Genomic DNA, 26,833 nt, shown 5'->3' with positions numbered 1-26,833 from the left:
ATCCTTAAATTAATTAATTAAAAACACATGTCTAAAAAATTTCCTTATGGGGTAGCTACTGGTAGCCTTGTCGAAGAAATATTCGAATATGCTAAAGAAAACATTTTTGCTATACCTGCTGTAAATGTAGTTGGATCTAATACCATGAATTCTGTAATGGAAACAGCCGTAGAAGTGAATTCTCCTGTCATCATTCAATTATCTAATGGAGGCGCTATTTTTAATGCAGGAAAAGGATTAAGCAATGAAGGACAAAAAGCCGCTATCAAAGGAGCTATAGCAAGCGCTAAACATATTCATGAATTAGCCGAAGTTTATAAAGCAACGGTGATTCTTCACACAGATCATTGTTCTAAAAAATACCTTCCATGGATAGATGGATTATTAAAAGCTAATGAAGAAAATTATAAACGTTTCGGAAAAACATTATTTAGTTCACATATGTTAGATCTTTCTCAAGAATCTTTAGAAGAAAACATCGGAATTTGTGAAAAATACTTTGAAAGAATGAATAAAATTCAGATGACTATTGAAATAGAGCTTGGAGTCACAGGTGGAGAAGAAGATGGAGTAGATCATTCTAATATAGAAAATGATAAACTTTATACTCACCCTAAAGAAGTAGCTTATGCCTATGAAAGATTGATGAAAATCAGTAAAAAATTCATTATAGCTGCTTCATTTGGAAATGTTCATGGAGTATATAAACCTGGAAATGTGGTTCTACGTCCGGTTATATTAAAAGAAACTCAAGAGTATATACAAAAAACATTTCATACTAGAGAAAAACCGGTTTTTATGGTTTTTCATGGAGGTTCAGGATCTTCTATAAAAGAAATTCAAGAATCTATTAGTTATGGAGTGATAAAAATGAATGTAGACACCGATTTACAATATGCATTTACTTGTGGGGTTCGGGATTATATGAATAAAAATAAAAAATATTTAGAGAAACAAATAGGAAATCCACAAGGAGAAAATATTCCAAATAAAAAATATTATGATCCTAGAGTCTGGCTCAGAGAAGGAGAAAAATCTTTTAAAATTTCTCTAAAAAAATATTTTGAATTAATGAATAATATTAACACTTTATAAAACCATGGCTTGGTTTTTAAGAAAGAAAAAAAATATTATTACTCCTATAAAGGATAGAAAAGATTTACCGAAAGGTCTTTGGTATAGGACTCCTAGCGGAAAAATCATAGATACGGATGAACTAAAAAAAAATGCCTATGTGAGTCCAGAAGATGGATATCATGTAAGAATTCACAGCAAAGAATATTTTGAAATTCTTTTTGATAATGGGCATTTTTCAGAAATGAATATTAAAATGACAAGTCAAGATCCTATAAAATGGATAGATTGCAAAAAATATACAGATAGAGTTAAAGAAGCAAGAAAAAAAACAAATTTGTATGATTCTATTAGAACCGGAGTGGGGAAAATGGAAGGTTTGGATATGGTAATATCCTGTATGGATTTTTCGTTTATAGGAGGGTCTATGGGGTCCGTTGTAGGAGAAAAAATATCGAGAGCTATCAAATATTGTATTGAAAAAAAAATTCCATATGTATTGATATCCAAATCTGGAGGAGCAAGAATTATGGAATCTTCCTTTTCATTAATGCAAATGGCTAAGACATTAGCTAGATTAACACAATTGCGGGATTCAAAAATTCCTTACATTTCTGTTCTTACAGATCCCACTACAGGTGGTGTAACTGCTTCTTATGCATTGCTTGGAGATATAAACATAGCGGAACCAGGAGCTTTAATTGGATTCGCTGGTCCTAGAGTTATTAGGGAAACTATAGGGAAAGATCTTCCAGAAGGATTTCAAACTGCAGAATTTCTCTTGGAACATGGTTTTATAGATCTAATTTCTTCTAGAACTGAATTAAAAAAAAACATATGTAATCTTGTTTCTATGATGATATAAAAAAAATCGTTTATTCCCATTCAATAGTTGCTGGAGGTTTAGAAGTAATGTCATATACTAAACGGTTAATTCCATCCACTTCATTAGTAATTCTATTAGAAATTTTTTCTAAAAATTCGTAAGGTAAACGGGAAAAAGTAGCGGTCATAAAATCTTCCGTTTTTGTCACACGTAAAACAGCTGCATATTCATAGGTTCTTTTATCTCCCATAACGCCTACAGATTTTACCGGTAATAATACCATAAAAGCTTGGCTTACGGATTCATAAAGATCCGAATCTTTTAATTCTTGTAAAAGAATACTTTCTGCATTTTGAAGAATAGAGATTTTTCTCTTATTTACTTCTCCAAGAATTCGAATACTTAATCCAGGACCAGGAAACGGATGACGGTATAAAATTTCTTTTGGAATTCCTAATTCTTTTCCTATTTTTCTGACTTCATCTTTAAATAATTCTTTTAAAGGTTCAAGTAGCTTTAACTTCATGGTATGAGGTAACCCTCCTACATTGTGATGAGATTTAATAGAAAAATTTTTGTGAAATGTCGAAGACTCTATCACATCTGAATAAATAGTTCCTTGTGCTAAAAATTCTACATTTTTAATTTTTTCTGACTCGTTTTGAAATATAGAAATAAATTCTTTTCCTATAATTTTTCTTTTCATTTCAGGATCAATAATCCCAGTTAAACTAGATAAAAAACGTTCTCTTGCATCTATTATTTTAATAGAAAAATTCATTTTTTTACACATATGGGATATTTTTTCTTTTTCTTTTGTCAGAAGAAACCCGGTATCCACAAAAATACAATGTAAAGAATCTCCAATAGCTTGATGAATAATATAAGCGGTTACAAAGGAATCTACTCCTCCTGAAAAACCTAGGATAACTTTTTTACTAGACACACATTTTTTTATTTTTTCTACAGTTTTTTGGACAAAATTATTTAGTTTCCAATTTGGATGACATTTACATATATGAAGAATAAAATTTTTCAATATATGGATCCCATATTCTGTATGATTCACTTCTGGATGAAATTGTAGAGCATAAATATCTTTATTCTTATGAATTAAAGCTGCAATAGCACAAGATTGGGTATGTCCGATTACTTTTAATTCTTTTGGAATATTTTTCACTTCATCAAAATGACTCATCCAAACAACCGATTTTTTAGGAATTCCATGAAATAATTTATTTTTAGGACAATCTATAATAAAATTTGTTTTTCCATACTCTTTATACTTTGATTTTTCTATTTTTCCTCCAAAAAGAAAAGAAATCAGTTGTATTCCATAACAAATTCCAAGTATAGGAATATTTAATTGAAATAATTTTCTAGATATTAATGGAGGTTTTTCATCATAAATAGAAAAAGGACTTCCTGATAAAAGAATTCCTTTTGGTTTTTTCGAGACGATATTCTGAATAGGAATGTCATAGGGACACAAAATAGAATAAACCCCTATTTCTCGAATTCTCCTTGCCATCATATGGCTATATTGTGAACCACAATCTAATATTAAAATAGAGTCTTTTTTCATTATAATTTTTTTCTTATGACAAAGAAAGAAAATAAACTATAAACCGATGTCGTTTCTAAAATACAAGTTGTCAAAATGAACTTTTTTTACTTTATTATAAGCATTTTTTCTAGCTTCATCCATGGAAAAGCCTAGTCCTACCACATTTAAAACACGTCCTTTTGACGTGATCCATTTTTCTTTTTCTTTTTTAGCTCCAGCGATATAAAAAGGTTCTTTTAAAGAGTTTAAACCCTCTATCACTTTTCCATATTGAAATTTGTCCGGATAACCTTTTGAAGATAAAACGACACAACAAGAACATAATTTTTTCCAAGAAATGGATATGTCTTTCTGAAGAATAGAGGATTGGATTATGTGAATAAAATTACTATTCATTAATGGTAATAAAGTTTGAGTTTCAGGATCACCCATACGAGTATTGTATTCCAATAAGTAAACCTTATTTGAATTGATCATTAATCCGAAATAAATAAATCCAAAAAAAATTAATTTTTCTAAAAATAAACCTTCTAAAGTTGGTTTTAATATATTTTCTTGGAAATCTATCCAAATATCACTTGTCATATATGGATTAGGAGCTATACTTCCCATTCCTCCTGTATTCTTTCCTGTTTCTTTTTCTCCAATTTTTTTGTAATCTTTAGCGGATAAAAAAGGAATAATATCTTTTCCATTAAATATGGACAATATAGAGGATTCTTTTCCTTGCATAAGTTCTTCTATGATCACTTGATTTCCAGATTTTCCAAATTTTTTCTCTATCAGGATAGAATTCAAAGCTTTTTCCGCTTCTGTCTTATTATGTGTTAATAATACCCCTTTCCCTTCGGCTAATCCTCTAGTTTTAATAGCCACGGAATAAGTAGTTTTATCTAAAAAATCCATAGCTTTTTGATAAGAAGAAAAAACTTTGTATTTAGGAGTACGTACTCCATATTTTTTCATAAATGATTTAGAAAAAATTCTGTCTCCTTCTAGTCTAGCAGCAAGATGATGCGGTCCTATTATTTTCAATCCATCACTTTGAAATACGTCTACAATTCCATTCCATAGAAAAGTTTCAGAACCAACAATAGTTATATCGATAGCATTATTTTTAGCAAAAGAACATAATTCTGATGTAGAATGAATATTTTCGATATTTTTTCCTATTTGACTGGTCCCTCCATTTCCAGGATAAAAATAAATTTCCATGGGAGAAAAATCTTTTAATATTTTTTTACCAATAGCATGTTCACGACCACCACTTCCAAGAATCAAAGTTTTCATAATTTTTTAATGTTTAAAATGTCTTTTTCCCGTAAAAGCCATAGCTATTCCATATTCATCACAGGCTTTTATAGATTCTTCATCACGTATAGAACCTCCTGGTTGAATAATTGCTTTTATGACCCCAGAACGAGCTGCTTCATCTACGATATCACGAAAAGGAAAAAAAGCATCAGAAACGAGTACTAAATTTTCTTTTTCTTTGTTTTTTTCTAAAGCTCTTTCTATAGCTTGACAAGCAGCCCAAATTCTGTTGGTTTGACCTCCAGAAATTCCTATAGTTTGTGTTCCTTTAGCAACAACAATAGCATTTGATTTTACATATTTTACTACTTTCTGAGCAAAAAATAATGATCTTATTTCTTGATCGGAAAATTTGTTTTTAGTAACAATTTTATAATCGTAAGAAAAAAAATTATCTACTTCTTGCACTAAGATACCTCCATCTATTTTTACATATTCTAATCTATCAGAAATGGGTTCATGTATATTAATTATTCTCAGATTCTTTTTCATCTTTAGAATATTCAATCCCTCTGTTTCATAGCTTGGAGACAAAATTACTTCTAAGAAAAGATTGTTTATTTTTTCCGCTAATTCTTTCGTGATGGGGACATTCACAGCCATAATTCCTCCAAAAGAAGAAATAGGATCAGAAAAATAAGTTTTTTGAAAAGCTTCCATAATGTTTTTTCCTAATGCAACTCCACAAGGAGTGGAATGCTTTACGGTACAACAAGCTGGTTTAGAAAATTGAGATACGACTTTCCAAGCTATATCCATGTCTCTTAAATTATTAAAAGAAAGCTCTTTCCCATGTAATTGATGAAAATCCCGCATTGATCCTCGATCAATAGTACTGACATAATAAGCTGCTTTTTGATGTGGATTCTCTCCATAACGGAGATTCATTTTTTTTTCATAAGAACAATGTAAATAAGTAGGGAAATTTTCTTCTGTGAGAAGATATTGAGAAATAGCAGAATCATAAGCAGAAGTGAGATTAAAAACTTTTCCAGCCAATTTTTTTCTCAACTTTAATGAAGGAAATCCATAGTTTTCAATTTCATTTTTTACTACCAAGTAATCATGTTTATCTGTAATAGGTGTGACATGGAAAAAATTTTTGGCTGCTGCGCGTAGCATAGACGGTCCTCCTATATCTATAAATTCTATCAATGAATTATTATTATTTCCATTTATTCTGAATGATTTTTGATATAACTTTTCAAAAAATGGATAAAAATTAACTAAGACAATATCAATGGGATCAATTTTTTGAAAACGGATATATTTCATATGTTTTTCCATGGAACGATTTGCCAAAATTCCTGCATAAATATTAGGATGAATCGTTTTTATTCTTCCATCTAACATCTCCGGACATGAGATTATATCCGCTATTTCTAATAGATTAGATATTCCATGTTTTTTCAAATATTGAAAAGTTCCTCCCGTAGAAATAATTTGATATTCCTTTTTATCTAAAAAACTGACAAAATCAAATAATTCTTCATTTTTTTCATAAACACTAATCAACGCTCTTTTCATAACACTACTAAAACTAAATAAATCAATTTGGTATATAAACAATCGGCTAAAGATTCTTTAAAGATTGAATAAGAATCTCTTTTTCTATGATAGATATTTTTTTGGATAAAGAAATGGGAGTCTCTTGTGAAGAAATTTTACATGATTTTTTTAAAATTATATTTCCTGAATCTATATCTTTTGTCACATAATGAACTGTAGCTCCTGATATCTTTTCTTGATTATTGAGTACTTTTTGATGTACTATCATTCCGTACATTCCCTTTCCTCCATATTTAGGCAAAAGAGAAGGATGAATATTAATGATTTTTCCAGCCCATTTTTCACAAAATTCTGCATCCAGAATAGAAAGAAAACCAGAACAAATTATAAAATCTGGAATATATTTCATCATAATATGGTCGATTTCTTTAGAAAGAGTATTAGTTCTTCTTAAAGAAAAAGTTTTAATATTTTCTTTGCATGCATATTGAATAGCTTGACAATTTCTATCAGAAATTACTAAACTTACTTTAAAATTGTCAAGTTCACCATTAGAAATTGATTGTATAATATGCAGCATATTAGTTCCTTTTCCAGAAACTAAAACAGCTAGTTTTTTCATATATATGAAAATATTTTTTATTTCAAAAATACTCTTTTATTTCCTTTAACTATATGACCAAAAACAAAAGGTCTCTCTCCTAACGCACATAATCTCTGCAATAGAGAGTATTTATCTTGAACGGGTACTATTACAATCATTCCTACTCCCATATTAAAAGTCTCCCACATCTCATGATCATATAAAAAACCTTTTTCCTGAATATAATTGAACACGGGTTGAACAGGTATTTTTTTCTTTTCTACTATAGCTGACAAATTATCCGGAAGTATCCGAAATAAATTATCGGATATTCCTCCTCCTGTAACATGAGCTAATCCATGTATTAAAAACTCTTTTAGCAAAATATGAATAGGTTCATGATAAATTCTAGTTGGAATTAAAAGAATTTCATAAAATGGTTTGTCTTTAATTCTATGCATTAAAAAATCTTCTTTAGAAAAAATCTTTCTAATTAAAGAAAAACCATTGCTATGGACTCCAGAAGAAGGAAGTCCAATTAGAATATCTCCTTCCTGTATAGTTTTTTTTCCATCTATAATATTTCCCTTATCTACGATTCCTACACAAAATCCTGCTATATCATAGTCTTTATCTTGATAAAATCCAGGCATTTCCGCCGTTTCCCCCCCAATAAAACATGTATTAGTTTTTTTACAAGATACAGCTATTCCCTGTATTATTTTTTCTACGACATTAGAATCCAATTTACCACAAGCTAAATAATCTAAAAAAAACAAAGGTTTTGCTCCATGACATAATACATCATTAACGCACATGGCAAAACAATCTGTTCCAATGAGATCATATTTTTGGTAATCAATAGCTAAACGTAATTTCGTTCCTATTCCATCTGCTCCAGATACTAGAACAGGCTCTTTATAACTGCATAAAGATAATTGATACAGTGCCGAAAAATAATCCAAGTTGCTTAGAACATTTTTTGTATAAGTTTTTTCTAAAATTGGACCAATTTTACGTATGGTCCGATGACTTTCTTTCATGGTGAATTTATTACAAGAATTTATAATATACAATCATTTTTTTTTACGGATAGGATAGTTTCCAGTAAAGCACCCGAAACAGTAATTTTTACCTCCAAGAATGTCAATTAAATTGGTCATGCTTAAAAATTCTAAACTATCTACATCTAAAATTTTAGCAATTTTTTCTTTATCAATATTATATGAAATGAGATCCTTTCGACTTGGAGTATCTACCCCTAAATAACATGGAGCTATAATAGGTGGAGAAGCACTTCTAAAATGAATTTCTTTAGCTCCTGCTTTTCTTAAAATATAAACCAATCTACGACTAGTAGTTCCACGAACAATGGAATCATCAATAATAACAATACGTTTGCCTCTGATTTCATTTAAAATAGAATTCAGTTTTAGATTTACCATTTTTTCACGCATCTCTTGTTTGGGGATAATAAAAGATCTACCAATATATTTATTTTTCACTAAAATTGGTTTGAAAGGAATTCCAGATGCTTTAGAGTATCCAATAGATGCTGGAACTCCAGAATCTGGAACTCCAATAACCACATCTGCTTCTACTGGATGTTGCTCATAAAGTTTTTCTCCACTTTTTTCCCGTATTTCATAAACATTTATATTTTCAATTAAAGAATCAGGACGTGAAAAATAAATATACTCAAAGGAACAAATTCTACGTTTTGTATTTTTCTTCAAAAGAGAGAATCGAATGGATTTTTGATCTACAATTGCCATTTCTCCTGGAAACAAATCTCTTATGTAATATCCTCCTACAGAATCTATTCCACAAGTTTCAGAACTAAATATATAAGTTTTTTCATTAAGCATTCCATAACATAAAGGACGGATTCCATTTGGATCTCTAAATGCCGCTATTTTATTATCCATAAGTACTATTACAGAATAAGCTCCTTGAATATCTATAGTCGTTTTTTGAATAGCTATTTCTAGGTTATTATTATGTTCCGACAAATATTTTTGTATCAAACGTAAGATCACTTCGGAATCCGAATGTTCGGATATAAAAGTAACTCCTTCTGATTCTAGATGTTTACGAATTTTTTGAGCATTTATTAAATTTCCATTATGGACTATGGAAATCGTACTTTTTCCATAGGAATCTTCTCCAAAAAATGGTTGAATGTTTTTTTTGCTCTGTCCTCCTTCTGTAGAATAACGCGTATGTCCAATAGCCGCATTTCCATGATAATATTCAGAATTCGAAATTTTTCGAAAAGAATCTAAAACAAGACCTTCACTTTTATGGGATAAAATAAAACCATCTCGCAAAACGGAAAAACCACAAGCTTCTTGACCTCTATGTTGCAAGGCAAATAACCCAAACTGAATTAAAGAAAATGTATCAACTTTTTTAGGAGAATAAATCCCAAAAATGCCGCACTCCTCATGAAACTTATCAGAAGATTTTTTTTTATTGAAAATAGGGAATAATTTAGATATCATCTTTTTCTTTAAAGAAGATCTTTGTCCCGTGAATTGAATGGATTAACCTACATTAAGTCTTTTTAATATTTCTAGATAGGTATTAAAGACATTTTCAGATAATCCACTTCTAAATATATCCTTATCAAGTTTTTTACTTGTTTTTTGATCCCAAAAACGACAAGTATCAGGACTGATTTCATCAGAAAGCAAAATTTTATTTTTTGAATCCTTTCCAAATTCTATTTTAAAATCTACCAATATAATATTTTTATCTAAAAAAAATTTTTTAAGAATATTGTTAATATTTGAAGTTATGCAATAAATGATATTTAATTCTTCATAAGAAATTAAACCTAAAAAAACTGCATGGTGATCATTAATCAATGGATCTTTTAGTTTATCATTTTTGTAAAAAATTTCAAAAATAGTATTCGATGGAGTGGTACCTTCTTTTACTCCTAAACGTTTTGAGATACTTCCAGCAATAATATTACGAACAACAAATTCTAATGGAATAATATCTACTTTATGGCACAATTGTTCCCTATTATTGATTCTACGAATAAAATGAGTTTGTATTCCATAAGAATTAATAAACTTAAAGATAAATGTGCTGATTTCATTATTCAAAATTCCTTTGTCTTGTAAGAAATCTTTCTTTAATCCATCCAAAGCAGTTATGCTATCTTTATAATGAATAATGACCTCATACGGATTCTCTGTAGAATATATTTTTTTTGTTTTTCCTTCTAATAAAAGATTTCTTTTAATTATGCTGCTCATAATCATAAATATTGCTCTATTTCAGTAACTAATTTTTCTCTCCTTTCCATTCTGAATTTTAGTAATAATTTTTTGATTTCGTCATATTTTATAGATAATATGTGAATAGCTAATAAAGCAGCATTATAGGCATTATTGATTCCAACTGTAGCAACAGGAACATCCTTAGGCATTTGCACAATGGAAAAAAGAGCGTCTAGCCCTCCTAACAATCCACCATTATGGGAATGGATTGGAACTCCGATAACAGGTAAAATAGTTTTTGAAGCAATTATTCCTGGTAAATGAGCAGATAAACCAGCTCCGGCAATAATTAATTCCATTCCCTTTGTAGATTCAATTTTTTTTATTGTATTTGATAGGATATCGGGCAAACGATGTGCAGATATAACATAAGTTTTATTATTTATATTGAATTTATTTAATATTTCTTCCGCTATTTGCATAGTCGATTTGTCGGATGCGCTTCCACAAAATATAGCTATAGCCACTGTCATATTTGTAATTTTTATAGAAAATATTGTACTGCATTTTTAAAAATGGAATGTTCATGAATATCCGGTATATTTTTTAACAATCCATGATTATAACGTTCTGGATGAGTCATTCTTCCATAAATTTTTCCATCTTCACTTAATATGCCTTCTACGGATCCAACGGATCCATTAGGGTTATAAAACCTTTCTAAGGTAGGAACACCTTGTAAATCTACATATTGCGTTGCAATTTGATTTTTTTTGAATAAAATTTTAGTTATTTTTTCACTAGCATAAAATCTTCCTTCACTATGAGATATTGGAATAGTGTATATTTTATTTTTCATTCCATTTAACCATGGAGAATGATCATTAATAACCTTAATATGAACACATTGAGATATATGTTTTCCTATTTCATTATAGGTAAGTGTAGGAGAATGATAATGACGTAAGCAGATTTTTCCATAAGGTAACAATCCAGATTTTACGAGAGCTTGAAAACCGTTACAAATACCTAAAATCAATCCATCTTGATCAAGAAAGTATTGGACAGCGTCTTTTACGTATGGATTATGTAAAATAGACGTAATAAACTTTGCAGAACCATCAGGTTCATCTCCAGCACTAAATCCTCCACAAAGCACAAATATTTGTACATCTTTTATATATTTTCCTATTTTATCTATGGATTCTCCAATATCTTTATCTATTAAGTTCTGAAATACAAATGTTTTAATAATGGCACCTTCTTTTTCAAAAGCGTGAATAGATTCCCATTCACAATTGGTTCCAGGAAATATTGGAATAAATACACGTGGAAGTACTTTCTTTTTGGATTTCCATATTAATGGAAAAATATCTTCTTTTCTATTTTCATGCAGATTGATTTTATGATGTTTTTGTCTATGAATTACCTTATTATTAGAAAAAATAGGAGTCAAAGTTTTTTCCCAACTTTGGATAGCATCATGAATATCAATAGATATTCCATTAAAATTTAAGCTGTTAGAAGACACGACTTCTCCTATTAAAATGAAATCTTCTGAAAGAGAAGAAGTAGATTCGATAATTAATGAACCTATGCTAATCTCAAATAAAGGATTTACAGAACGGATAACAACTCCTAAACGATTTCCAAAAGCCATTTTAGCTATAGATATAGAAATTCCTCCGTCTTTCACCGTTTTTACTGATACAATGATTCCGGAACAAATGCCTTTATAAACTTTATCATATACCTTTTTTAAAGAATCAAAATCTGGCATTTCGTTTTTCAATGATTTGTGATTATACAAATATATTTTATTTCCTATATTTTTCAATTCTGGAGATACAATATTTGATAAGTCACCGGTTGTCACTCCAAAAGCTATTAATGTTGGCGGAACGTGTATATTTTTATATGTTCCAGACATGCTATCTTTTCCTCCAATAGATGCTAAATTAAATGACATTTGAGCATGATAAGCTCCTAATAAAGAAGCAAATGGTTGTCCCCAATTTTCTGGATTATTTCCTAATTTTTTGTAATATTCTTGAAAACTGAAATAGATATTTCTGTAAGAGCCTCCCATAGAAACAATTTTAGAAACACATTCTACTACAGCATAAGCTCCTCCATGAAGAGGACTCCAAGTAGAAATTTCAGGATGAAAACCCCAAGATGCTAAACTAACAGTTTTTGTATCTCCTTGTAAAACAGGTATTTTATGTACACTTCCTTCAGATGGAGTCATCTGATACTTTCCTCCAAAAGGCATCAATATAGTAGTCCCTCCTACAGTACTATCGAACATTTCTACTAAACTTTTTTGAGATGCAATATTTAATTGAGAAAGAGTTTTTAAGAACGTTCTTTTGTTGAAAGGGATATCTTTTGATTTTTGAAAAGGAGAAATATTAGTTGGAGAATTAACATGAACCATTTGTTTTTTATTAGATCCTCCTGTATTTATAAAAGAACTTTTCAAGTTCAAAAGTTCTTTTCGTTTATGATAGAATATTATCCTTTTATTATCAGTCACTACAGCAATTGGAACGGAAAGGATATTTTCTTCATGAGCTAATTTCATAAATTTTTTTACATTTGATGGATCTAATACAACGGCCATCCGTTCTTGAGATTCTGAAAGAGCAATTTCTATAGCTTCTAAAGCTGCATGTTTTATAGTAGGTATTTTATCTAAATGAAGAACTAAACTATTGCTTAATTCTCCAATAGCAACGGAAGCTCCTCCTGCTCCAAAATCATTGCACTTTTTAATCAAAGATATAACTTCTTTTTTTCGAAACAATCTTTGAATTTTTCTTTCTATTATTGGGTTTCCTTTTTGTACATGAATATTTTCAAATGAATTTTTTAATTCATATTCTTTAGAAGATTCTGTCGCTCCTCCCATCCCATCCTTTCCTGTTAGCCCACCAATCAACAAAATAATGTCTCCTTTTTTTGGCTTTTCTTGTTTCACTGCATCAACTGGAACGGCTCCAATTACCATCCCCACCTCCATTCTTTTAGCTCTATAACCTTCATGATATATTTCTTGAATGTGAGAAGTAGCGATCCCTACTTGATTTCCATAAGAACTATAACCATAAGCGGATTCATAGCATATTTTGTATTGCGGAATTTTTCCATTCAATGTTTTTGGATCAATAGGGTTTGCAGCTCCGCTTAATCTCATTGATTGATAGACAAATCCTCTTCCAGATAAAGAATCCCGAATCGCTCCTCCTATACAAGTAGAAGCTCCACTAAAAGGATCAATTTCTGTAGGATGATTATGAGTTTCATTTTTAAATAAAAGATACCATTTTTCTTTTTTTTTCCTACCGATAATATCTACATCTACCATGATTGTACAAGCATTATGTTCGTGAGAGAATACATAGTTTTTTAATTTTCCTTTCTTATAAAGAACTTTAGAAGGAAGATTAGATAAATCCATCAAATTTATAGGAAGATCAGATATTCCTATTGATTTTCTATCCATTAAATACTCATTAAAAATATTCTGATATGTGTCTTTAAATATTCCATCAAATGTGATGTCCACTAATGTAGTTAAAAAAGTAGTATGACGACAATGATCCGACCAATAGGTATCTAAAATCTTCAGTTCTGCTTCTGTAGGATCACGATTCTCTCTAGAAAAGTATTGCTGTATAAAAAATAAATCCTTTAATGTAATAGAAAACCCCCACATTTCATGAATATTTTGCATTTTTTCATGATTAAAATGAATAAATCCATTTACCCTTCTATAATGGTCTTTGTCTATCATTTTTTTGGATTCATCAAAAAAAGGAAAATTCATTTCATGAAGATTCTTTTCTTTCCAAATATGTGGATTCATGCAATGTTTTTTAATTTTATGAATATCCTCTTTTTTATTATTCATTCCTATCAATTCAATTAATTGCCCCGTTTTTATAAAAACTGTAGATATAGGATCTATAATTTTTATACATTGCATAGCAGCGTCTGCACATGGATCATATTTTCCTGGTAAATATTCTATAGAAAAATAGGGATTTTTTAAATGTATTTCTTGATGTAAAATATCCGTTACAGGATCCACAAAAATTTTATATAGACTATCTATAAAAACTTCTTTCTTTATTCGAAAGATATCATATATCTGATAAATGATCACTTGAGATAACGAAATCTCCATATTTTTCAATTCATGATATAATTTTCTAGAATCAACATCAAAAGGAGCTTTTTTTTGTATATAAATTCTGAAATTCATTAGAATTTGTGGATAAAAGAAATTTTCTAAACTTTCAAATCCATATTGGAATCAATAAAATGATAAAATCGATCTAAGAGAGGATTTACCTGTTTCTCAACAAATTCTATAGATTGTTCCGATGAAAATCCTATAAAATTATCAGGATTAAGTATTTGATTTATTTTTTCTTCGTTAATAGGTATTTTTTTATCATCTAAAATACGTTGGACAAAATCATTTCCTTTTCCTTCTAACTTTATTTTAGAATTTGTATTCATAGAATGAATTCTAATTCTTTCATGAATCTCTTGTCTATCTGCCCCATTTTTTACACTCTCTACAATAATAGATTCCGTTATTAAAAATGGAAGTTCTTGATCTATATGTTTTTCAATCATTTTAGGATAGACCACTATATTTTCTAATATATTATTCCAAATTGTTAAAATAGCATCTGTCGCTAAGAATGATTGAGCTATGACTAATCTTCTATTAGCTGAATCATCTAATGTCCGTTCCAACCACTGAGTAGCTGCAACCATAGCTGAACTAGTTGATAGAGAAATCACATATTTTGCTAAAGATGCTATCCGTTCACTACGCACTGGATTTCGTTTATATGCCATAGCACTAGATCCAATTTGTTCTTTTTCAAATGGCTCTTCCATTTCTTTTAAGTTTTGCAGTAAACGTAAATCATTGCTAAACTTATGAGAAGATTGAGAAATATTAGATAATAAATTTAATACTTGTGCATCTACTTTTCTATCATAAGTTTGACCTGTAACAGGAAAAACTTTTTCAAATCCAAATTTCTTGGAGATTTCTTTTTCCAAATCTTTGACTTTTTGGATATCTCCATCAAATAATTCTTTGAAACTAGCTGCTGTCCCCACAGTGCCTTTTACTCCTCTAAAATTAAGATTTTGTAATCTAAATTCTAATTCTTCTACGTCCAATAATAGACTTTGCATCCACAAAGAGGAACGTTTTCCTACAGTAGTTAATTGAGCAGGTTGATAATGAGTAAAAGCTAAAGTAGGAGTGTTATGATATTCTAATGTCAAATTTCTAAGTCGAAAGAGCACATTAACTAATTTCTTAAGAATAATCTCTAATCCATCACGGATAATAATAAGATCCGTGTTGTCTCCTAAAAAAGCACTTGTAGCTCCTAAATGAATAATAGGTTTAGCTATAATTGCTTTTTCTCCAAAAGCATATAAATGAGCCATAACATCATGACGGAATTTTTTTTCATAAAAAGAAACTCTATTCCAATCAATATCATCTAAATGATTTTTTAAGTCATTTATTTGTTCTTGACTAATATTTAAACCTAATTTTTTTTGGCTTTCTGCTAAAGATAACCAAAGTTTTCTCCATGTGAGAAATTTTTTTTTTGGAGAAAAATTATATAACATTTCTTGACTACTGTATCGTTCTCCCAAAGGATTTTTATATTCTTTCACAAAAAGATTTTTTTTTAAATTAAATTAATAGGAAAATATTTTAAAAAAGGAAGATTTATCTTTGATAATATTTTGACTTCTTTCAGATCCTATAGAAATTAATAGAATATCCAAATTTAGATAACTTTCAATAAAATTAATATATTTTTTGCAATTTTTTGGTAATTCTTCATACTCATGAATTTGAGAAATATTTTGTTTCCAACCAGGAAAATCCACATAAATTGCTTCTACTTTTTCTTCATCAAACAATTCTATATTTGCTGGAAAATTTGGAATAACTTCTCCATGAATACGGTATTCTATACATACTTTTATAGTTTCTAATTGACTTAAAACATCTAATTTTGTAATGATTAAATAATTAATTCCGTTTATCATACAAGAATATTTGAGAGAGAACAAATCTAACCATCCACATCTTCTTGGTCTTTTTGTAGTTGCCCCATATTCTTTTCCTTTTTCTCGTATGAAATGACTCATTTCTTTATTCTTAATTTCTGTAGGAAAAGGTCCATATCCTACACGTGTACAATAAGCTTTTGCTATTCCTATAAAATTTTTTAAGAAAGTAGGAGGAATCCCAGATCCTATACAAACTCCTCCTGTAGAAGTTGAAGAAGTGGTTACATATGGATATGTTCCATAATTTATGTCTAGTAGCATCGCTTGAGCTCCCTCAAAAAGAATTTTTTTTTCTTCTTGAAAAGCTCTATGAATTTCATGTACTGCGTCGATAATACGTGGATAAAGTTGTTTCGCATACTCCATATATTCTTCATATATTTCTTTAAAAGAAACAGGTTGTCTTTTATATATTTTTGTTATAATTTGATTTTTATAATCAATATTTTCCTTTAATTTTTTATAAAAAATTTTTGGATTAAAAAAATCTAATACGCGTATACCCATACGGGCTATTTTATCTTCATAAGTAGGACCAATTCCACGATGTGTAGTTCCAATAGACCTATTTCCTAATGATTCTTCTTTGTATTTATCTAATAGACGATGATATGGCATAGTGATATGTGCTCTTTTCGCCAAAAAAACTTGAGATGTATTGATTCCTATTGACTCTATATCTTGTATTTCTTTAATTAAAGATTTAGGGTCAACAACCACTCCAGGACCTATAATACATTTAACAGATGGATAAACTACTCCAGAAGGGATTAAATGAAGAATAAAACAACGATTATTAATGTGAATAGAATGACCTGAGTTATTTCCTCCTTGATAACGAATTACATAATTTGAATTTTTTGCAAGAAGATCTGTGATTTTTCCTTTTCCCTCGTCACCCCATTGGAGACCAACAAGAACATTTGAAGGCATGATATTTGATAATTTGATACTTTTGGCAAAGTTAATTTTTATTTATTATAAATAGATAAAAATACAAATCTATCAATTCAATTTAATGCCATTTATCTTTTTTCATAATCTCGTTTAAGATGTTCATAAGCTAATAATGTTGCTTTTCTTCCTCTAGGTGTTCTTACTAAATATCCTTCTTGAATGAGAAAAGGTTCATAAACTTCTTCTATAGTATCAGTATTTTCATTGACAGCAGTTGCTATTGTATTTATTCCCACAGGACCTCCTTTAAAATGATCTATAATAGATATAAGGATTCTATTATCCATTTCGTCTAATCCATGTTTATCCACATTAAGTGCTTGTAATCCTAAATCACAAATATGAATATCTATGGTCCCGTTTCCTTTTATTTGAGCGAAATCACGAACTCTACGAAGTAGAGCATTAGCTATGCGTGGAGTTCCTCTACTTCGATTAGCAATTTCATAAGATGCTTCTTCGGTTATTGGAATGTTTAATGTTTTTGCTCTCCTGGTTACAATGTTTTTTAATAATTCTTTTCTATAATAGGTTAACCGCCCATTGATTCCAAACCTAGAACGCATAGGAGCTGTTAATAATCCAGATCTTGTAGTGGCTCCTATTAAAGTAAAAGGAGATAAATCAATTTGAAGTGATCTGGCATTGGATCCGGAATCAATTATAATATCGATTTTATAATTTTCCATGGCAGAATATAAATATTCTTCCACTATAGGTGATAGACGATGAATTTCATCAATAAATAGAACATCATTTGAATTTAAATGAATGAGTAAACCTGCTAAATCCCCTGGTTTATCTAAAACGGATCCTGAAGTGACAGTAATTTTAACACCTAACTCATTGGCTACTATATGAGCTAATGTTGTTTTTCCTAATCCTGGAGGTCCATGAAATAGAATATGATCCAAAGATTCTTTTCTTTTTTTTGCAGCTTGAATAAAAATTTTTAAATTGTCTAAGATGTCCTGTTGCCCAACAAAATCTTGAAATTTTTTTGGATTCAAAATTCCTTCTACAATAGATGACACGATTTATAAAGTTTTTTTTTCAAAATAAGCAATATTTCCAAAAAAAAATGAATAATATGAAATTCCAAGATCTTAAAATATTTAAAGTTGAATAATCTGTTAAATCAAATTTAATAGGAACGATAGAAACGTATCCATTTTTTAAAGCCCATTCATCCGTATCTGATTCTTTATCAAAATTCACAAAATCTCCTACTAACCAATAATATGCTCTTCCTTTTGGATTATAACGTTGATCAAAACTTTCTTTCCATTTAGCTTCTGCCTGTCTGCATATTTTAATTCCTCTAATTTCTTCTTTTCTCAATTTTGGAATATTCACATTGAGACTAATGATTCCTTTTTCCATAGGATTATGAAGAATTTTTTTTACAATTTTCCATACATATTTTTTTGATGGTTCAAAATCTGCATCCAAATCAAAATCTAAAAGAGAAAAACCAACAGATGGAATACCTTCTATTCCAGCTTCTATCACCGCAGAAATTGTTCCGGAATACATAATGTTTATGGAAGAATTGGATCCATGATTAATTCCAGATACACAGATATCCGGTTTCCTTGGAAGAATATGATTGATTGCTAATTTAACACAGTCGACAGGAGTTCCTGAACATTCCCATTCTTTTTGGATTCCTTTGTCAATCTTCACTGAATCACAATACACAACTGTATCCATAGTTATCGCATGTCCTATTCCAGATTTAGGTTTATTTGGAGCTACCACATATACATCTCCTAAAGAATTCATCGTATGAACAAGAGCTCGAATTCCAGGAGCTATAATCCCATCATCATTTGTTACTAAAATAATTGGCTTGTTTTTCATTTTTTCATAAAGGATCTAGATATTTGTAATTTTGTTATTTATTGCATTAGTATGATCGTAGATTCAAAATCTAAAAATTTTAAGTATATAATCATTGGTTTTATTTTTACTTTTTTATTAAGTTTCTGTTCTCCACAAGGAGAAGAAGAAACACATCGTCTCATATTAAGAACCATATACAAAACACTCTATTTTTTACATCCTAACCCTATTAAAATTAATAATGAATTTTCACAAAAAGTATATAAGCAATATTTTACAAATTTAGATTTACAAAAACGTTTTTTCCTGCAAAAAGATTTAGAAGATATTTCTTCTTATAGAGAAAAACTAGACGAATCTTGGATTCATGGAGATCCCACTTTTTTTAACATTACAATGAAACGTTTTTATCAAAGAATAAAAGAAGTAGAAAATATCTGTTTTAATATTTTAAAAACACCTTTCAATTTTCATAAAAAAGAAGTATATGTTCCTGGAGAACAGAAAATTTATTATCCTAGAAATAAAAATGAATGGATAGAAGAATGGAGAAAATATCTAAAATATTTGACTTTGATGGAAATAGTTGCTCCAGAAAATACACAAGAAAGTATTTGGAAATATCCAAAAAAAAATATTAGATGGATGAACCAGGAAAAACAAGCAAGAAAAAAGGTAGAGGAATATATGCAAGAATATTTTAGGAAATTAAAAATGAAAAGAAAAACAGACTGGTTTTCCATGTACGTAAATACTATTACCTCGCAATATGATCCTCATACTAACTATTTTTCTCCTAAAGAAAAGGAGGATTTTGATTTAAATATATCTGGAAAAACAGAAGGAATAGGGGTTGAATTGCAAGATAAAAATGGTTATGCGACCATTGTAAAACTCATTGTTGGTGGACCAGCATGGAAGAGTAAAAAAATAGAAGTAGGAGATAAAATTATTAGAGTTGCAAAAGATATAAATTCAGAATCAAAAAATATTATAGGAATGTTATTAGAAAATTCCATTCGTCTTATAAGAGGAAAAAAAGGAAGTAAAGTAAAATTAACAATTCAAAAAAAAGATGGTTCGATAAAAGAAGTCATCCTCATTCGGGATATTATTGAAAAAAAAGAAATTTTTGCAAAAAGTGTCACATTATTGGATAATAATAATAAATATGGCTTGATATTATTACCAGAATTTTATTTTAATCCGGAAAATAAAAACGGAAGAAATGCGGCTAAAGATATGAAAAAAATTATTCAAGAGCTAAAAAAAGAAAAAATCAAAGGTTTGATTATAGATATCAGAAATAATGGAGGAGGCTCATTAGAAAATGTTATAGAAATTGCTGGTTTCTTTTTGGGTAAAGTTCCTATAGTACAAGTAGGTCTTTCTTCTGGAAGAAAGAAAATACTAAAAAATAAAAATAATGAGCTGCTTTGGAAAGGTCCCCTTGTTATTTTAGTTAATGAACTATCAGCATCCGCTTCAGAAATTCTTGCGGCGTCTATAGCAGATTATAAAAGAGGAATTATTGTTGGTAGCTATCAAACATATGGAAAAGGAACAGTTCAAACCTTTTATCCATTAAATAGATTTCTTTTTTCTAAAAAAGAATTGGGAGCCTTAAAATTCACTATGAATAAATTTTATCGTGTGAATGGTAGTTCTACTCAATTAAAGGGCGTCAATCCAGACATAGTTATCCCAACTAATATTTCTTGCTTAGTTAGAGGAATGGAAAAAGATCAACCAAATTCTATGATATGGGATCGTATTGATTCTATTTCTTACCAACCATGGAAAGAAAAAATAGATTTGGAAAAAATAAAGTTGAAAAGTATCAATCGTTTGAAAAAATATCAGGATATGATGACCATATATCAAACTATACAATTATTAGAAAAAAATTTTTTGAATAAAAAATATATTCCTCTAAATTGGAAAGATTTTTGGGATGAAAATTTCAAAATACAAAAAATAAATGCAAATTTTCAAGCATTAAAAAATTACTTGAATGTGTATGAGTTAAATACTCATCCTCATTCTTACAAAATTATCTCAAAACTGGACAAAGAATGGAAAAAAAATCTGTTGAAAGATTTTTATATAGCAGAATGTGTAAATATTTTACGAGATTTTAATGAAAATCCATTGTCTGACTAACTTTTTCAACATCTGCAATTTCGTCTTTTTCTTTTAGGTTAATTAACCTTACCCCTTGTGTATCCCTTCCCATCACTCGTATATCCGATACAGAAATACGGATAATTATTCCGGATTTTTTAATGATCATTAGATCGTCTTGATTCGTGACATGTTTTATAGAAATTAAACTACCTGTTTTATGAGTGATATTTATTGTTTTTATTCCTTTTCCTCCACGATTTGTGATACGATAATCTTTTAGATTAGTTCTTTTTCCAAATCCTTTTTCCGAAACAACTAATAAATGTCCTTTTTCATTTTCATGTCCTTCTTCTACACATATCATTCCAATTACAGCATCCTCTGAAATGGATAAATTAATTCCTCTTACTCCAGAAGAATTTCTTCCAGTAACACGAACTTTTTTTTCTGAAAAACGAATTATTTTTCCACTTCTTACAGCAAGAAAAACATGACTATTTCCCTTAGTTAAGATAGCTTCTAATAAAGAATCTCCTTTACGAATCACAATAGCATTAATTCCATCTTTTCTAGGACGTGAATAGTTTTCTAAAGAAGTTTTTTTAATAATTCCTTTTTGAGTAACCATCATCACGTAATGATTTTGTACATACTTCTTATTTGTCAGATCTCCAGTTAATATGTATGCATTTACTTTATCATCTGGTTGTAAATGAATCATATTTTGGATAGCCCTTCCTTTAGAGATTTTGGAGCCCTCTGGAATTTCATAAACTCTTAACCAAAAACATTTCCCTTTTTCTGTAAAAAAAAGCAAATATTGATGATTGGTAGCGATGAGAAGATGTTTGAAAAAATCCGACTCTCTAGCAGAAGCTCCTCTATTTCCTATACCTCCTCTTCCTTGACGTTTGTATTCGGATAAAGAAGTTCTTTTAATATATCCTGCATGAGAAACAGTAAGAACAACCTGTTCATCTTCAATAAGATCTTCTATGTGCACTTCATTTCCCAAGTAATCTATTTGCGTTCTTCGTTTATCTTGATATTTATCTTGAATATCTAAAAGTTCTTTTTTGATAATTTGCATTCGTATAGAATGTTGCATTAACACATTTTTTAAATATGCTATATTTTTTACTAATTCTTCATATTCTTTTTTTATTTTTTTTAATTCCAAAGATGTCAGATTTTGTAAACGCATATCTAAAATGGATTTAGATTGATTTTCAGATAGCTTAAAATTTTTGATTAATCGATTAGAAGCATCATGCTGATCTTTGGATTCTTTGATCAATTCAATCATTTTATCTAAATGATCTAATATAGTTAGAAAACCTGTTAAAATGTGAACACGGTCTTGACATTTTTTCAATTCGTATTGAGTTCGACGAATGATAACATCCTGTCGATGGTCTACAAAATGTTGGATAAAATCTTTAATATTTAATTGAACTGGCTTTCCTTTAACTAAAGCAATGTTATTTACATTAAAATAAGTTTGCAAAGATGTATATTTGAATAAATTATTCAATAATATATGAGGATTCGTGTTCTGTTTAAGCATATATACGATCCGTAACCCATTTCTATCAGATTCATCGCGAATCTGATAAATTCCTTCCATTTTTCCTTCTTTCATTAATTCTACAGTTCTAGTGATCATTTCTGCTTTATTTACTTGATAGGGGATTTCATCTACAATAATACATTGTCTTCCCTGAATTTCTTCCAAATGAACTTTGGCACGTAACACAATACGTCCTCTTCCAGTCGAAAAAGCTTTCTTGACTCCATCATATCCATAAATAATTCCACCCGTAGGAAAATCTGGGGCTTTAATATATTCCATTATCTGTTCTACAGATATTTGATTGTTATCAATATAAGCGCAAATAGCCTTTATAGTTTCTTTTAAATTATGAGGAGGAATGTTTGTCGCCATCCCCACAGCAATTCCAGAAGATCCATTAATCAAAAGATTCGGAATTCTTGTAGGTAAAACTGTAGGTTCTTCTATCGAATCATCAAAATTCAGTTGCATATCTACTGTTTCTTTTTTGATGTCCAATAACATCTCTTCAGACATTTTTTTCATTCGCACTTCTGTATAACGCATTGCCGCAGGTGGATCTGCATCTAATGAACCAAAATTTCCTTGTCCATCTATCAATGGATAACGAAGAGTCCATTTTTGTGCCATACGAACCATGGTATCATAAACAGAAATGTCTCCATGTGGATGATACTTTCCTAATACTTCTCCAACAATACGAGCCGATTTTTTATAAGGATTATTAGAAAAAATTCCTAATTGATACATCCCATACAGGACTCTACGATGTACAGGTTTTAAACCATCTCTAGCATCAGGAAGAGCTCTGGATACGATAACAGACATAGAGTAATCTATGTAAGATGATTTCATTTCATCTTCAATATTGATAGGAATTAATTTTTCTCCTTCATTCATTTTATAAACATTATGGTATTTATTAGGATAAAGTACATATTTTTTTAAAAAAAAAGAATATGAATGAATTCATAAAAGATTGAATCCTTTATTAAATTTGTAAAAAACTTTCTTTGATTAATAAATTCGGGACATGACAATTGTACGAACAAGTCCCTATTTTTTTTAATAAGGAAAATTGAATTTTATTCCTATCGTTTTTTTTATCATGTTCCATGATAGAGAATATTTTATCCATTTCTAAATCTGATATGTTTTGTTGTATAGGATATAATTCAGAAAGAATGGATTTTATTTCTTGATAACTATTCATAGACAATCCATTCACTTTATATGATAACCATGATTCATAGACCATCCCCATAGCTATAGCTACACCATGTATAAGTTTTCCTTTTTTATAATTCATAAAATAGCTTTCCAATGCATGACCAATAGTGTGTCCAAAATTCAGAATTTTTCTTAACCCTTTTTCTTTAGGGTCTTTCTCGACGATTTTATTTTTTATTAATATGGATTTATGGATTAAATCGCCCCATTGATAATAAGATTTCCTATAATCATCCATGGTCGATGTTTTCATCTCTATCCAAAATTTTTCATCTGCAATCAATCCATGTTTAAACATTTCAGCTTTTCCTGAAATAAATTCCTTTTCAGGAAGAGTTTTTAAAAAATAAGGATCAATAATTAAAAATTCTGGAGAATAAAAAGAGCCTATTTCATTTTTAATGGATTCTAAATTAACTCCTGTTTTATATCCTATAGATGCGTCTACCATTCCTAACAATGTGGTAGGAATATTAATAAAACGAACTCCTCTTTTAAATACAGATGCTACAAATCCTCCTATATCTGTAATTACTCCTCCTCCTAAATTAATAATTAAACTATTTCTATTAGCCTTAAACTTCTCTAGATTTTTCCATATTTGAATGCAGGTATAAATATTTTTTTCCTCTTCTCCTGGTTTAATTTGAATTATATTAGATTTTTCTAAAATTTTCACATGAGAAATGAGGCGGGGAAGACAATGAATATTGGTATAATGATCTACTAAAATAAATGTATTTATTGTGGAATCCACCTGATCAAGTAGATAATTTTCCAACATCTTATAGCCTTCTTCATTAAAATAAAAAATTTTTTTCTTATCATACAACAACATACGTGTGTTTTTTAACCCTTAACTTAATTAAATTAATCAATAAAATAAAATATTTTGGATAACCAAAAAATTAAAAAGAGTAAAAAAACTATTAAGAAAAATATATTTGGTCCCCATCCTAAAATATTAATAACTTTGAACAAGTACTCCATAAATAAATATTCACATTGATATCTGTAAAAATAAATATTTTCAACCTATATTTTGAGAATATTCCTAATAAAAAACGGAAATATTTAACTTTACTTTTCTTGAAATAAAATCATATTCGTTATTGAAAATGTCAGATTTTTGGGATTTTTTTCAGCATTTGTTCAATCCTAGATGGATTTTTTTCTATTTTGGAAATACCGCTTTGTTTATTCTTTTGGCAATTGTTTTTGCAGAGACGGGTTTTTTTATTGGTTTTTTCTTACCAGGAGATTCTTTATTATTTACTGCCGGAATTTTTGGAAAAGATTTATGCAGAAATTTTTATAATGTCCCATTTTTTGTAATAATTTTAATTGTAGCAGGAGTAGCTATTCTTGGAAATATGCTGGGGTATTGGTTAGGGTATAAATCCGGAAATTTATTATATAAAAAAAAAGATACCTTTCTTTTTAAGAAAAAACATCTTATTATAGCCAAATTGTTTTATAACAAATATAAAACAACAGCACTTATTATGAGCCGTTTTCTTCCAATGCTTCGAACTTTTGCACCCATTGTAGCAGGTGCAATTCGTGTTGATTTTAAAAAATTTATGATCTATAATATTATAGGAGCACTCGCTTGGACTTTTTCTATCATGTTAGCTGGCCACTATCTAGACAAAAGGTTTCCAGAGCTTAAAAACCACTTGGAATGGATCGTATTACTCATTGTTTTAATGACAACATTCCCTATCATTATAAAACTTAGAATCAGCAAGAAGAAAAAAGTTCTCATTTAATTTTAAAAATTCTTTTTCTTTTGAAGAAGAAGAACTCCTGTAAAAGATTCTTACATTGATTTTTCATTATTCCAGATAAAAATTTTGTTTTAGGATGCAATTTAATTCCCGTATATAAAAAACCTCTTTTATAATTGAGAGTTCCACATACTACTCTTCCTATTTGAGAAAAAAATAAAGCTCCAGCACACATAATACAGGGTTCCATAGTCACATATAAAGTGCATTCTTGTATATATTTCTTTCCTAAATAATCAGAAGCTAAGTTGATGACTAACATTTCTGCATGTGCAGTAATATCACTTAATGTTTCAGTTAAATTATGTGCTCTAGCTATGACTATATTTTCATATGTTATTGCAGCTCCTATGGGGACTTCATCTTTGTGAAAAGCTATTAAAGCCTCCTCTAAAGCAATTTTCATAAAATAACGATCGTTCACTTGATTATTTTTTAATTTTTTTATCTTCTTTAGCTTTAAGGTCTTTTTTTTCGTCTTGAGAGCTTTTCACAACATGATCAGTAGTAGTAGAAACAATACGAGAAGGTTTTACTCTAGCTACCAGAGTATTTAAAGGATGTAAGATGTTATATTCCTTTTTTAATAGATCTTTTACCGTTATTCGATCTCCTATGTCTAAATATTGAACATCTAATTTGATATATTCTGGAAAATGAGAAGGAATTGCTTTTACTTTTAATTTTCTAATCGGAGAATAAAATTCTCCCCCTTTGGAAACTCCAATAGGTCTTCCAAAAGTTTTTATAGGAATTTCCAATGTCATTGGTTTAGAATCTTCTATTTTGCAAAAATCAGCATGCAAGATTTTTTCGCTAATAGGATCAAATTGAATTTCTTTTTTAACGGCTTTGATATTTTTATATTCTCCTTCTATTTGAATAGAAACCCAATACACTTCCGGTGTATATACTAACTTTTTAAAAGTTTCTAAGGAAGTAGAAAATGGAATATTTATATTTTTTCCATATAAAATGCAAGGAATTTCTCCGGAAAGTCGAATGGTTTCAATAAACTTTTTCCCAATATTTCTTTTTTTACCGTATATATTTACATATTGCATATTAAAATAAAA

General features: G+C 29.2%; 21 protein-coding genes. 4 read left to right on the top strand and 17 right to left on the bottom strand.

Translation table 11 applies throughout. The features are described 5' to 3' along the window. Positions 1-27: 27 nt before the first annotated feature. Together fbaA and accD are read left to right on the top strand one after the other, a co-directional pair. On the top strand, positions 28-1,095 hold the full coding sequence (fbaA, locus tag H0H60_RS00830; protein ID WP_185862832.1) for a class II fructose-bisphosphate aldolase: 1,068 nt from the start codon (positions 28-30) through the stop codon (positions 1,093-1,095). A gap of 4 nt (positions 1,096-1,099) precedes the next feature. After that, positions 1,100-1,939: an acetyl-CoA carboxylase, carboxyltransferase subunit beta gene (gene accD / locus H0H60_RS00825; protein ID WP_185862831.1), complete on the top strand. Its 840-nt coding sequence runs from the start codon at positions 1,100-1,102 to the stop codon at positions 1,937-1,939. A 10-nt stretch (positions 1,940-1,949) separates the two neighbouring features. On the opposite strand, the gene guaA is transcribed toward accD, so the two are convergent. The 13 genes from guaA to surE all read right to left on the bottom strand — a co-directional run bounded on the left by guaA (position 1,950) and on the right by surE (position 19,055). Continuing rightward, positions 1,950-3,485 (bottom strand): glutamine-hydrolyzing GMP synthase, encoded by a 1,536-nt coding sequence (gene guaA / locus H0H60_RS00820; protein ID WP_185862830.1) that lies wholly within the window; start codon positions 3,483-3,485, stop codon positions 1,950-1,952. Between the two features lie 36 nt (positions 3,486-3,521). After that, positions 3,522-4,757 carry a phosphoribosylamine--glycine ligase gene (gene purD, locus H0H60_RS00815; protein ID WP_185862829.1) on the bottom strand — a complete coding sequence of 412 codons (1,236 nt, stop codon included), beginning with the start codon at positions 4,755-4,757 and terminating at the stop codon, positions 3,522-3,524. 6 nt (positions 4,758-4,763) lie between these two features. After that, positions 4,764-6,308 (bottom strand): bifunctional phosphoribosylaminoimidazolecarboxamide formyltransferase/IMP cyclohydrolase, encoded by a 1,545-nt coding sequence (gene purH / locus H0H60_RS00810; protein WP_185862828.1) that lies wholly within the window; start codon positions 6,306-6,308, stop codon positions 4,764-4,766. 46 nt (positions 6,309-6,354) lie between these two features. Further along, on the bottom strand, positions 6,355-6,912 hold the full coding sequence (locus H0H60_RS00805) for a formyltransferase family protein (RefSeq protein ID WP_185862827.1): 558 nt from the start codon (positions 6,910-6,912) through the stop codon (positions 6,355-6,357). A 17-nt stretch (positions 6,913-6,929) separates the two neighbouring features. Then, positions 6,930-7,916 carry a phosphoribosylformylglycinamidine cyclo-ligase gene (gene purM / locus H0H60_RS00800; protein ID WP_185862826.1) on the bottom strand — a complete coding sequence of 329 codons (987 nt, stop codon included), beginning with the start codon at positions 7,914-7,916 and terminating at the stop codon, positions 6,930-6,932. 33 nt (positions 7,917-7,949) lie between these two features. After that, positions 7,950-9,377, bottom strand: a complete 1,428-nt coding sequence (gene purF / locus H0H60_RS00795) for an amidophosphoribosyltransferase (RefSeq protein ID WP_185862825.1) — start codon at positions 9,375-9,377, stop codon at positions 7,950-7,952. 42 nt (positions 9,378-9,419) lie between these two features. Continuing rightward, positions 9,420-10,142, bottom strand: a complete 723-nt coding sequence (gene purC / locus H0H60_RS00790; protein ID WP_185862964.1) for a phosphoribosylaminoimidazolesuccinocarboxamide synthase — start codon at positions 10,140-10,142, stop codon at positions 9,420-9,422. Between the two features lie 2 nt (positions 10,143-10,144). Continuing rightward, positions 10,145-10,633 carry a 5-(carboxyamino)imidazole ribonucleotide mutase gene (gene purE / locus H0H60_RS00785; RefSeq protein ID WP_185862965.1) on the bottom strand — a complete coding sequence of 163 codons (489 nt, stop codon included), beginning with the start codon at positions 10,631-10,633 and terminating at the stop codon, positions 10,145-10,147. A 17-nt stretch (positions 10,634-10,650) separates the two neighbouring features. Then, positions 10,651-14,376, bottom strand: coding sequence for a phosphoribosylformylglycinamidine synthase (locus tag H0H60_RS00780; RefSeq protein ID WP_185862824.1), 3,726 nt, complete (start codon positions 14,374-14,376; stop codon positions 10,651-10,653). A 26-nt stretch (positions 14,377-14,402) separates the two neighbouring features. Next, complete coding sequence (purB, locus tag H0H60_RS00775; RefSeq protein ID WP_185862823.1) at positions 14,403-15,830, bottom strand: adenylosuccinate lyase; 1,428 nt, start codon at positions 15,828-15,830, stop codon at positions 14,403-14,405. A 24-nt stretch (positions 15,831-15,854) separates the two neighbouring features. Beyond that, the gene (locus tag H0H60_RS00770; protein ID WP_185862822.1) at positions 15,855-17,168 is read right to left on the bottom strand and encodes an adenylosuccinate synthase; all 1,314 of its coding nucleotides are present in this window, start codon (positions 17,166-17,168) and stop codon (positions 15,855-15,857) included. Between the two features lie 92 nt (positions 17,169-17,260). Then, complete coding sequence (ruvB, locus tag H0H60_RS00765) at positions 17,261-18,226, bottom strand: Holliday junction branch migration DNA helicase RuvB (protein ID WP_185862821.1); 966 nt, start codon at positions 18,224-18,226, stop codon at positions 17,261-17,263. A 19-nt stretch (positions 18,227-18,245) separates the two neighbouring features. Continuing rightward, positions 18,246-19,055 (bottom strand): 5'/3'-nucleotidase SurE, encoded by an 810-nt coding sequence (gene surE / locus H0H60_RS00760; RefSeq protein WP_185862820.1) that lies wholly within the window; start codon positions 19,053-19,055, stop codon positions 18,246-18,248. Between the two features lie 51 nt (positions 19,056-19,106). Between surE and H0H60_RS00755 the strand changes: the two genes are divergently transcribed. After that, complete coding sequence (locus tag H0H60_RS00755; RefSeq protein WP_185862819.1) at positions 19,107-21,200, top strand: carboxy terminal-processing peptidase; 2,094 nt, start codon at positions 19,107-19,109, stop codon at positions 21,198-21,200. On the opposite strand, the gene gyrA is transcribed toward H0H60_RS00755, so the two are convergent. Continuing rightward, the gene (gene gyrA, locus H0H60_RS00750; RefSeq protein ID WP_185862818.1) at positions 21,175-23,637 is read right to left on the bottom strand and encodes a DNA gyrase subunit A; all 2,463 of its coding nucleotides are present in this window, start codon (positions 23,635-23,637) and stop codon (positions 21,175-21,177) included. The two genes, H0H60_RS00755 and gyrA, sit on opposite strands and share 26 nt — an antisense overlap. A 91-nt stretch (positions 23,638-23,728) precedes the next feature. After that, a complete protein-coding gene (gene aroB, locus H0H60_RS00745) occupies positions 23,729-24,802 on the bottom strand; it encodes a 3-dehydroquinate synthase (RefSeq protein ID WP_394366733.1) in 1,074 nt (357 codons plus the stop codon). 283 nt (positions 24,803-25,085) lie between these two features. On the opposite strand from aroB, the gene H0H60_RS00740 reads away from it, so the two are divergent. Continuing rightward, the gene (locus H0H60_RS00740; protein WP_185862963.1) at positions 25,086-25,739 is read left to right on the top strand and encodes a DedA family protein; all 654 of its coding nucleotides are present in this window, start codon (positions 25,086-25,088) and stop codon (positions 25,737-25,739) included. On the opposite strand, the gene H0H60_RS00735 is transcribed toward H0H60_RS00740, so the two are convergent. Beyond that, positions 25,732-26,163: a nucleoside deaminase gene (locus H0H60_RS00735; RefSeq protein ID WP_185862962.1), complete on the bottom strand. Its 432-nt coding sequence runs from the start codon at positions 26,161-26,163 to the stop codon at positions 25,732-25,734. The genes H0H60_RS00740 and H0H60_RS00735 overlap by 8 nt on opposite strands. A gap of 22 nt (positions 26,164-26,185) precedes the next feature. Further along, positions 26,186-26,821: a 50S ribosomal protein L25 gene (locus H0H60_RS00730; protein WP_185862816.1), complete on the bottom strand. Its 636-nt coding sequence runs from the start codon at positions 26,819-26,821 to the stop codon at positions 26,186-26,188. Positions 26,822-26,833 lie beyond the last annotated feature (12 nt).

This window comes from Blattabacterium cuenoti (assembly GCF_014251735.1).
In the GTDB taxonomy this organism is placed as follows: domain Bacteria; phylum Bacteroidota; class Bacteroidia; order Flavobacteriales; family Blattabacteriaceae; genus Blattabacterium; species Blattabacterium cuenoti_C.
Note: the sequence above shows the minus strand (reverse complement) of the source record. Positions and strands in the feature narration are given on the sequence as shown.

Coding starts and splice junctions, on each gene's coding strand:
- fbaA (WP_185862832.1), top strand. CDS start 28: ATGTCTAAAAAATTTCCTTATGGGGTAGCTACTGGTAGCCTTGTCGAA.
- accD (WP_185862831.1), top strand. CDS start 1,100: ATGGCTTGGTTTTTAAGAAAGAAAAAAAATATTATTACTCCTATAAAG.
- guaA (WP_185862830.1), bottom strand. CDS start 3,485: ATGAAAAAAGACTCTATTTTAATATTAGATTGTGGTTCACAATATAGC.
- purD (WP_185862829.1), bottom strand. CDS start 4,757: ATGAAAACTTTGATTCTTGGAAGTGGTGGTCGTGAACATGCTATTGGT.
- purH (WP_185862828.1), bottom strand. CDS start 6,308: ATGAAAAGAGCGTTGATTAGTGTTTATGAAAAAAATGAAGAATTATTT.
- H0H60_RS00805 (WP_185862827.1), bottom strand. CDS start 6,912: ATGAAAAAACTAGCTGTTTTAGTTTCTGGAAAAGGAACTAATATGCTG.
- purM (WP_185862826.1), bottom strand. CDS start 7,916: ATGAAAGAAAGTCATCGGACCATACGTAAAATTGGTCCAATTTTAGAA.
- purF (WP_185862825.1), bottom strand. CDS start 9,377: ATGATATCTAAATTATTCCCTATTTTCAATAAAAAAAAATCTTCTGAT.
- purC (WP_185862964.1), bottom strand. CDS start 10,142: ATGAGCAGCATAATTAAAAGAAATCTTTTATTAGAAGGAAAAACAAAA.
- H0H60_RS00780 (WP_185862824.1), bottom strand. CDS start 14,376: ATGAATTTCAGAATTTATATACAAAAAAAAGCTCCTTTTGATGTTGAT.
- H0H60_RS00770 (WP_185862822.1), bottom strand. CDS start 17,168: ATGCCTTCAAATGTTCTTGTTGGTCTCCAATGGGGTGACGAGGGAAAA.
- surE (WP_185862820.1), bottom strand. CDS start 19,055: ATGAAAAACAAGCCAATTATTTTAGTAACAAATGATGATGGGATTATA.
- H0H60_RS00755 (WP_185862819.1), top strand. CDS start 19,107: ATGATCGTAGATTCAAAATCTAAAAATTTTAAGTATATAATCATTGGT.
- gyrA (WP_185862818.1), bottom strand. CDS start 23,637: ATGAATGAAGGAGAAAAATTAATTCCTATCAATATTGAAGATGAAATG.
- H0H60_RS00740 (WP_185862963.1), top strand. CDS start 25,086: ATGTCAGATTTTTGGGATTTTTTTCAGCATTTGTTCAATCCTAGATGG.
- H0H60_RS00735 (WP_185862962.1), bottom strand. CDS start 26,163: ATGAAAATTGCTTTAGAGGAGGCTTTAATAGCTTTTCACAAAGATGAA.
- H0H60_RS00730 (WP_185862816.1), bottom strand. CDS start 26,821: ATGCAATATGTAAATATATACGGTAAAAAAAGAAATATTGGGAAAAAG.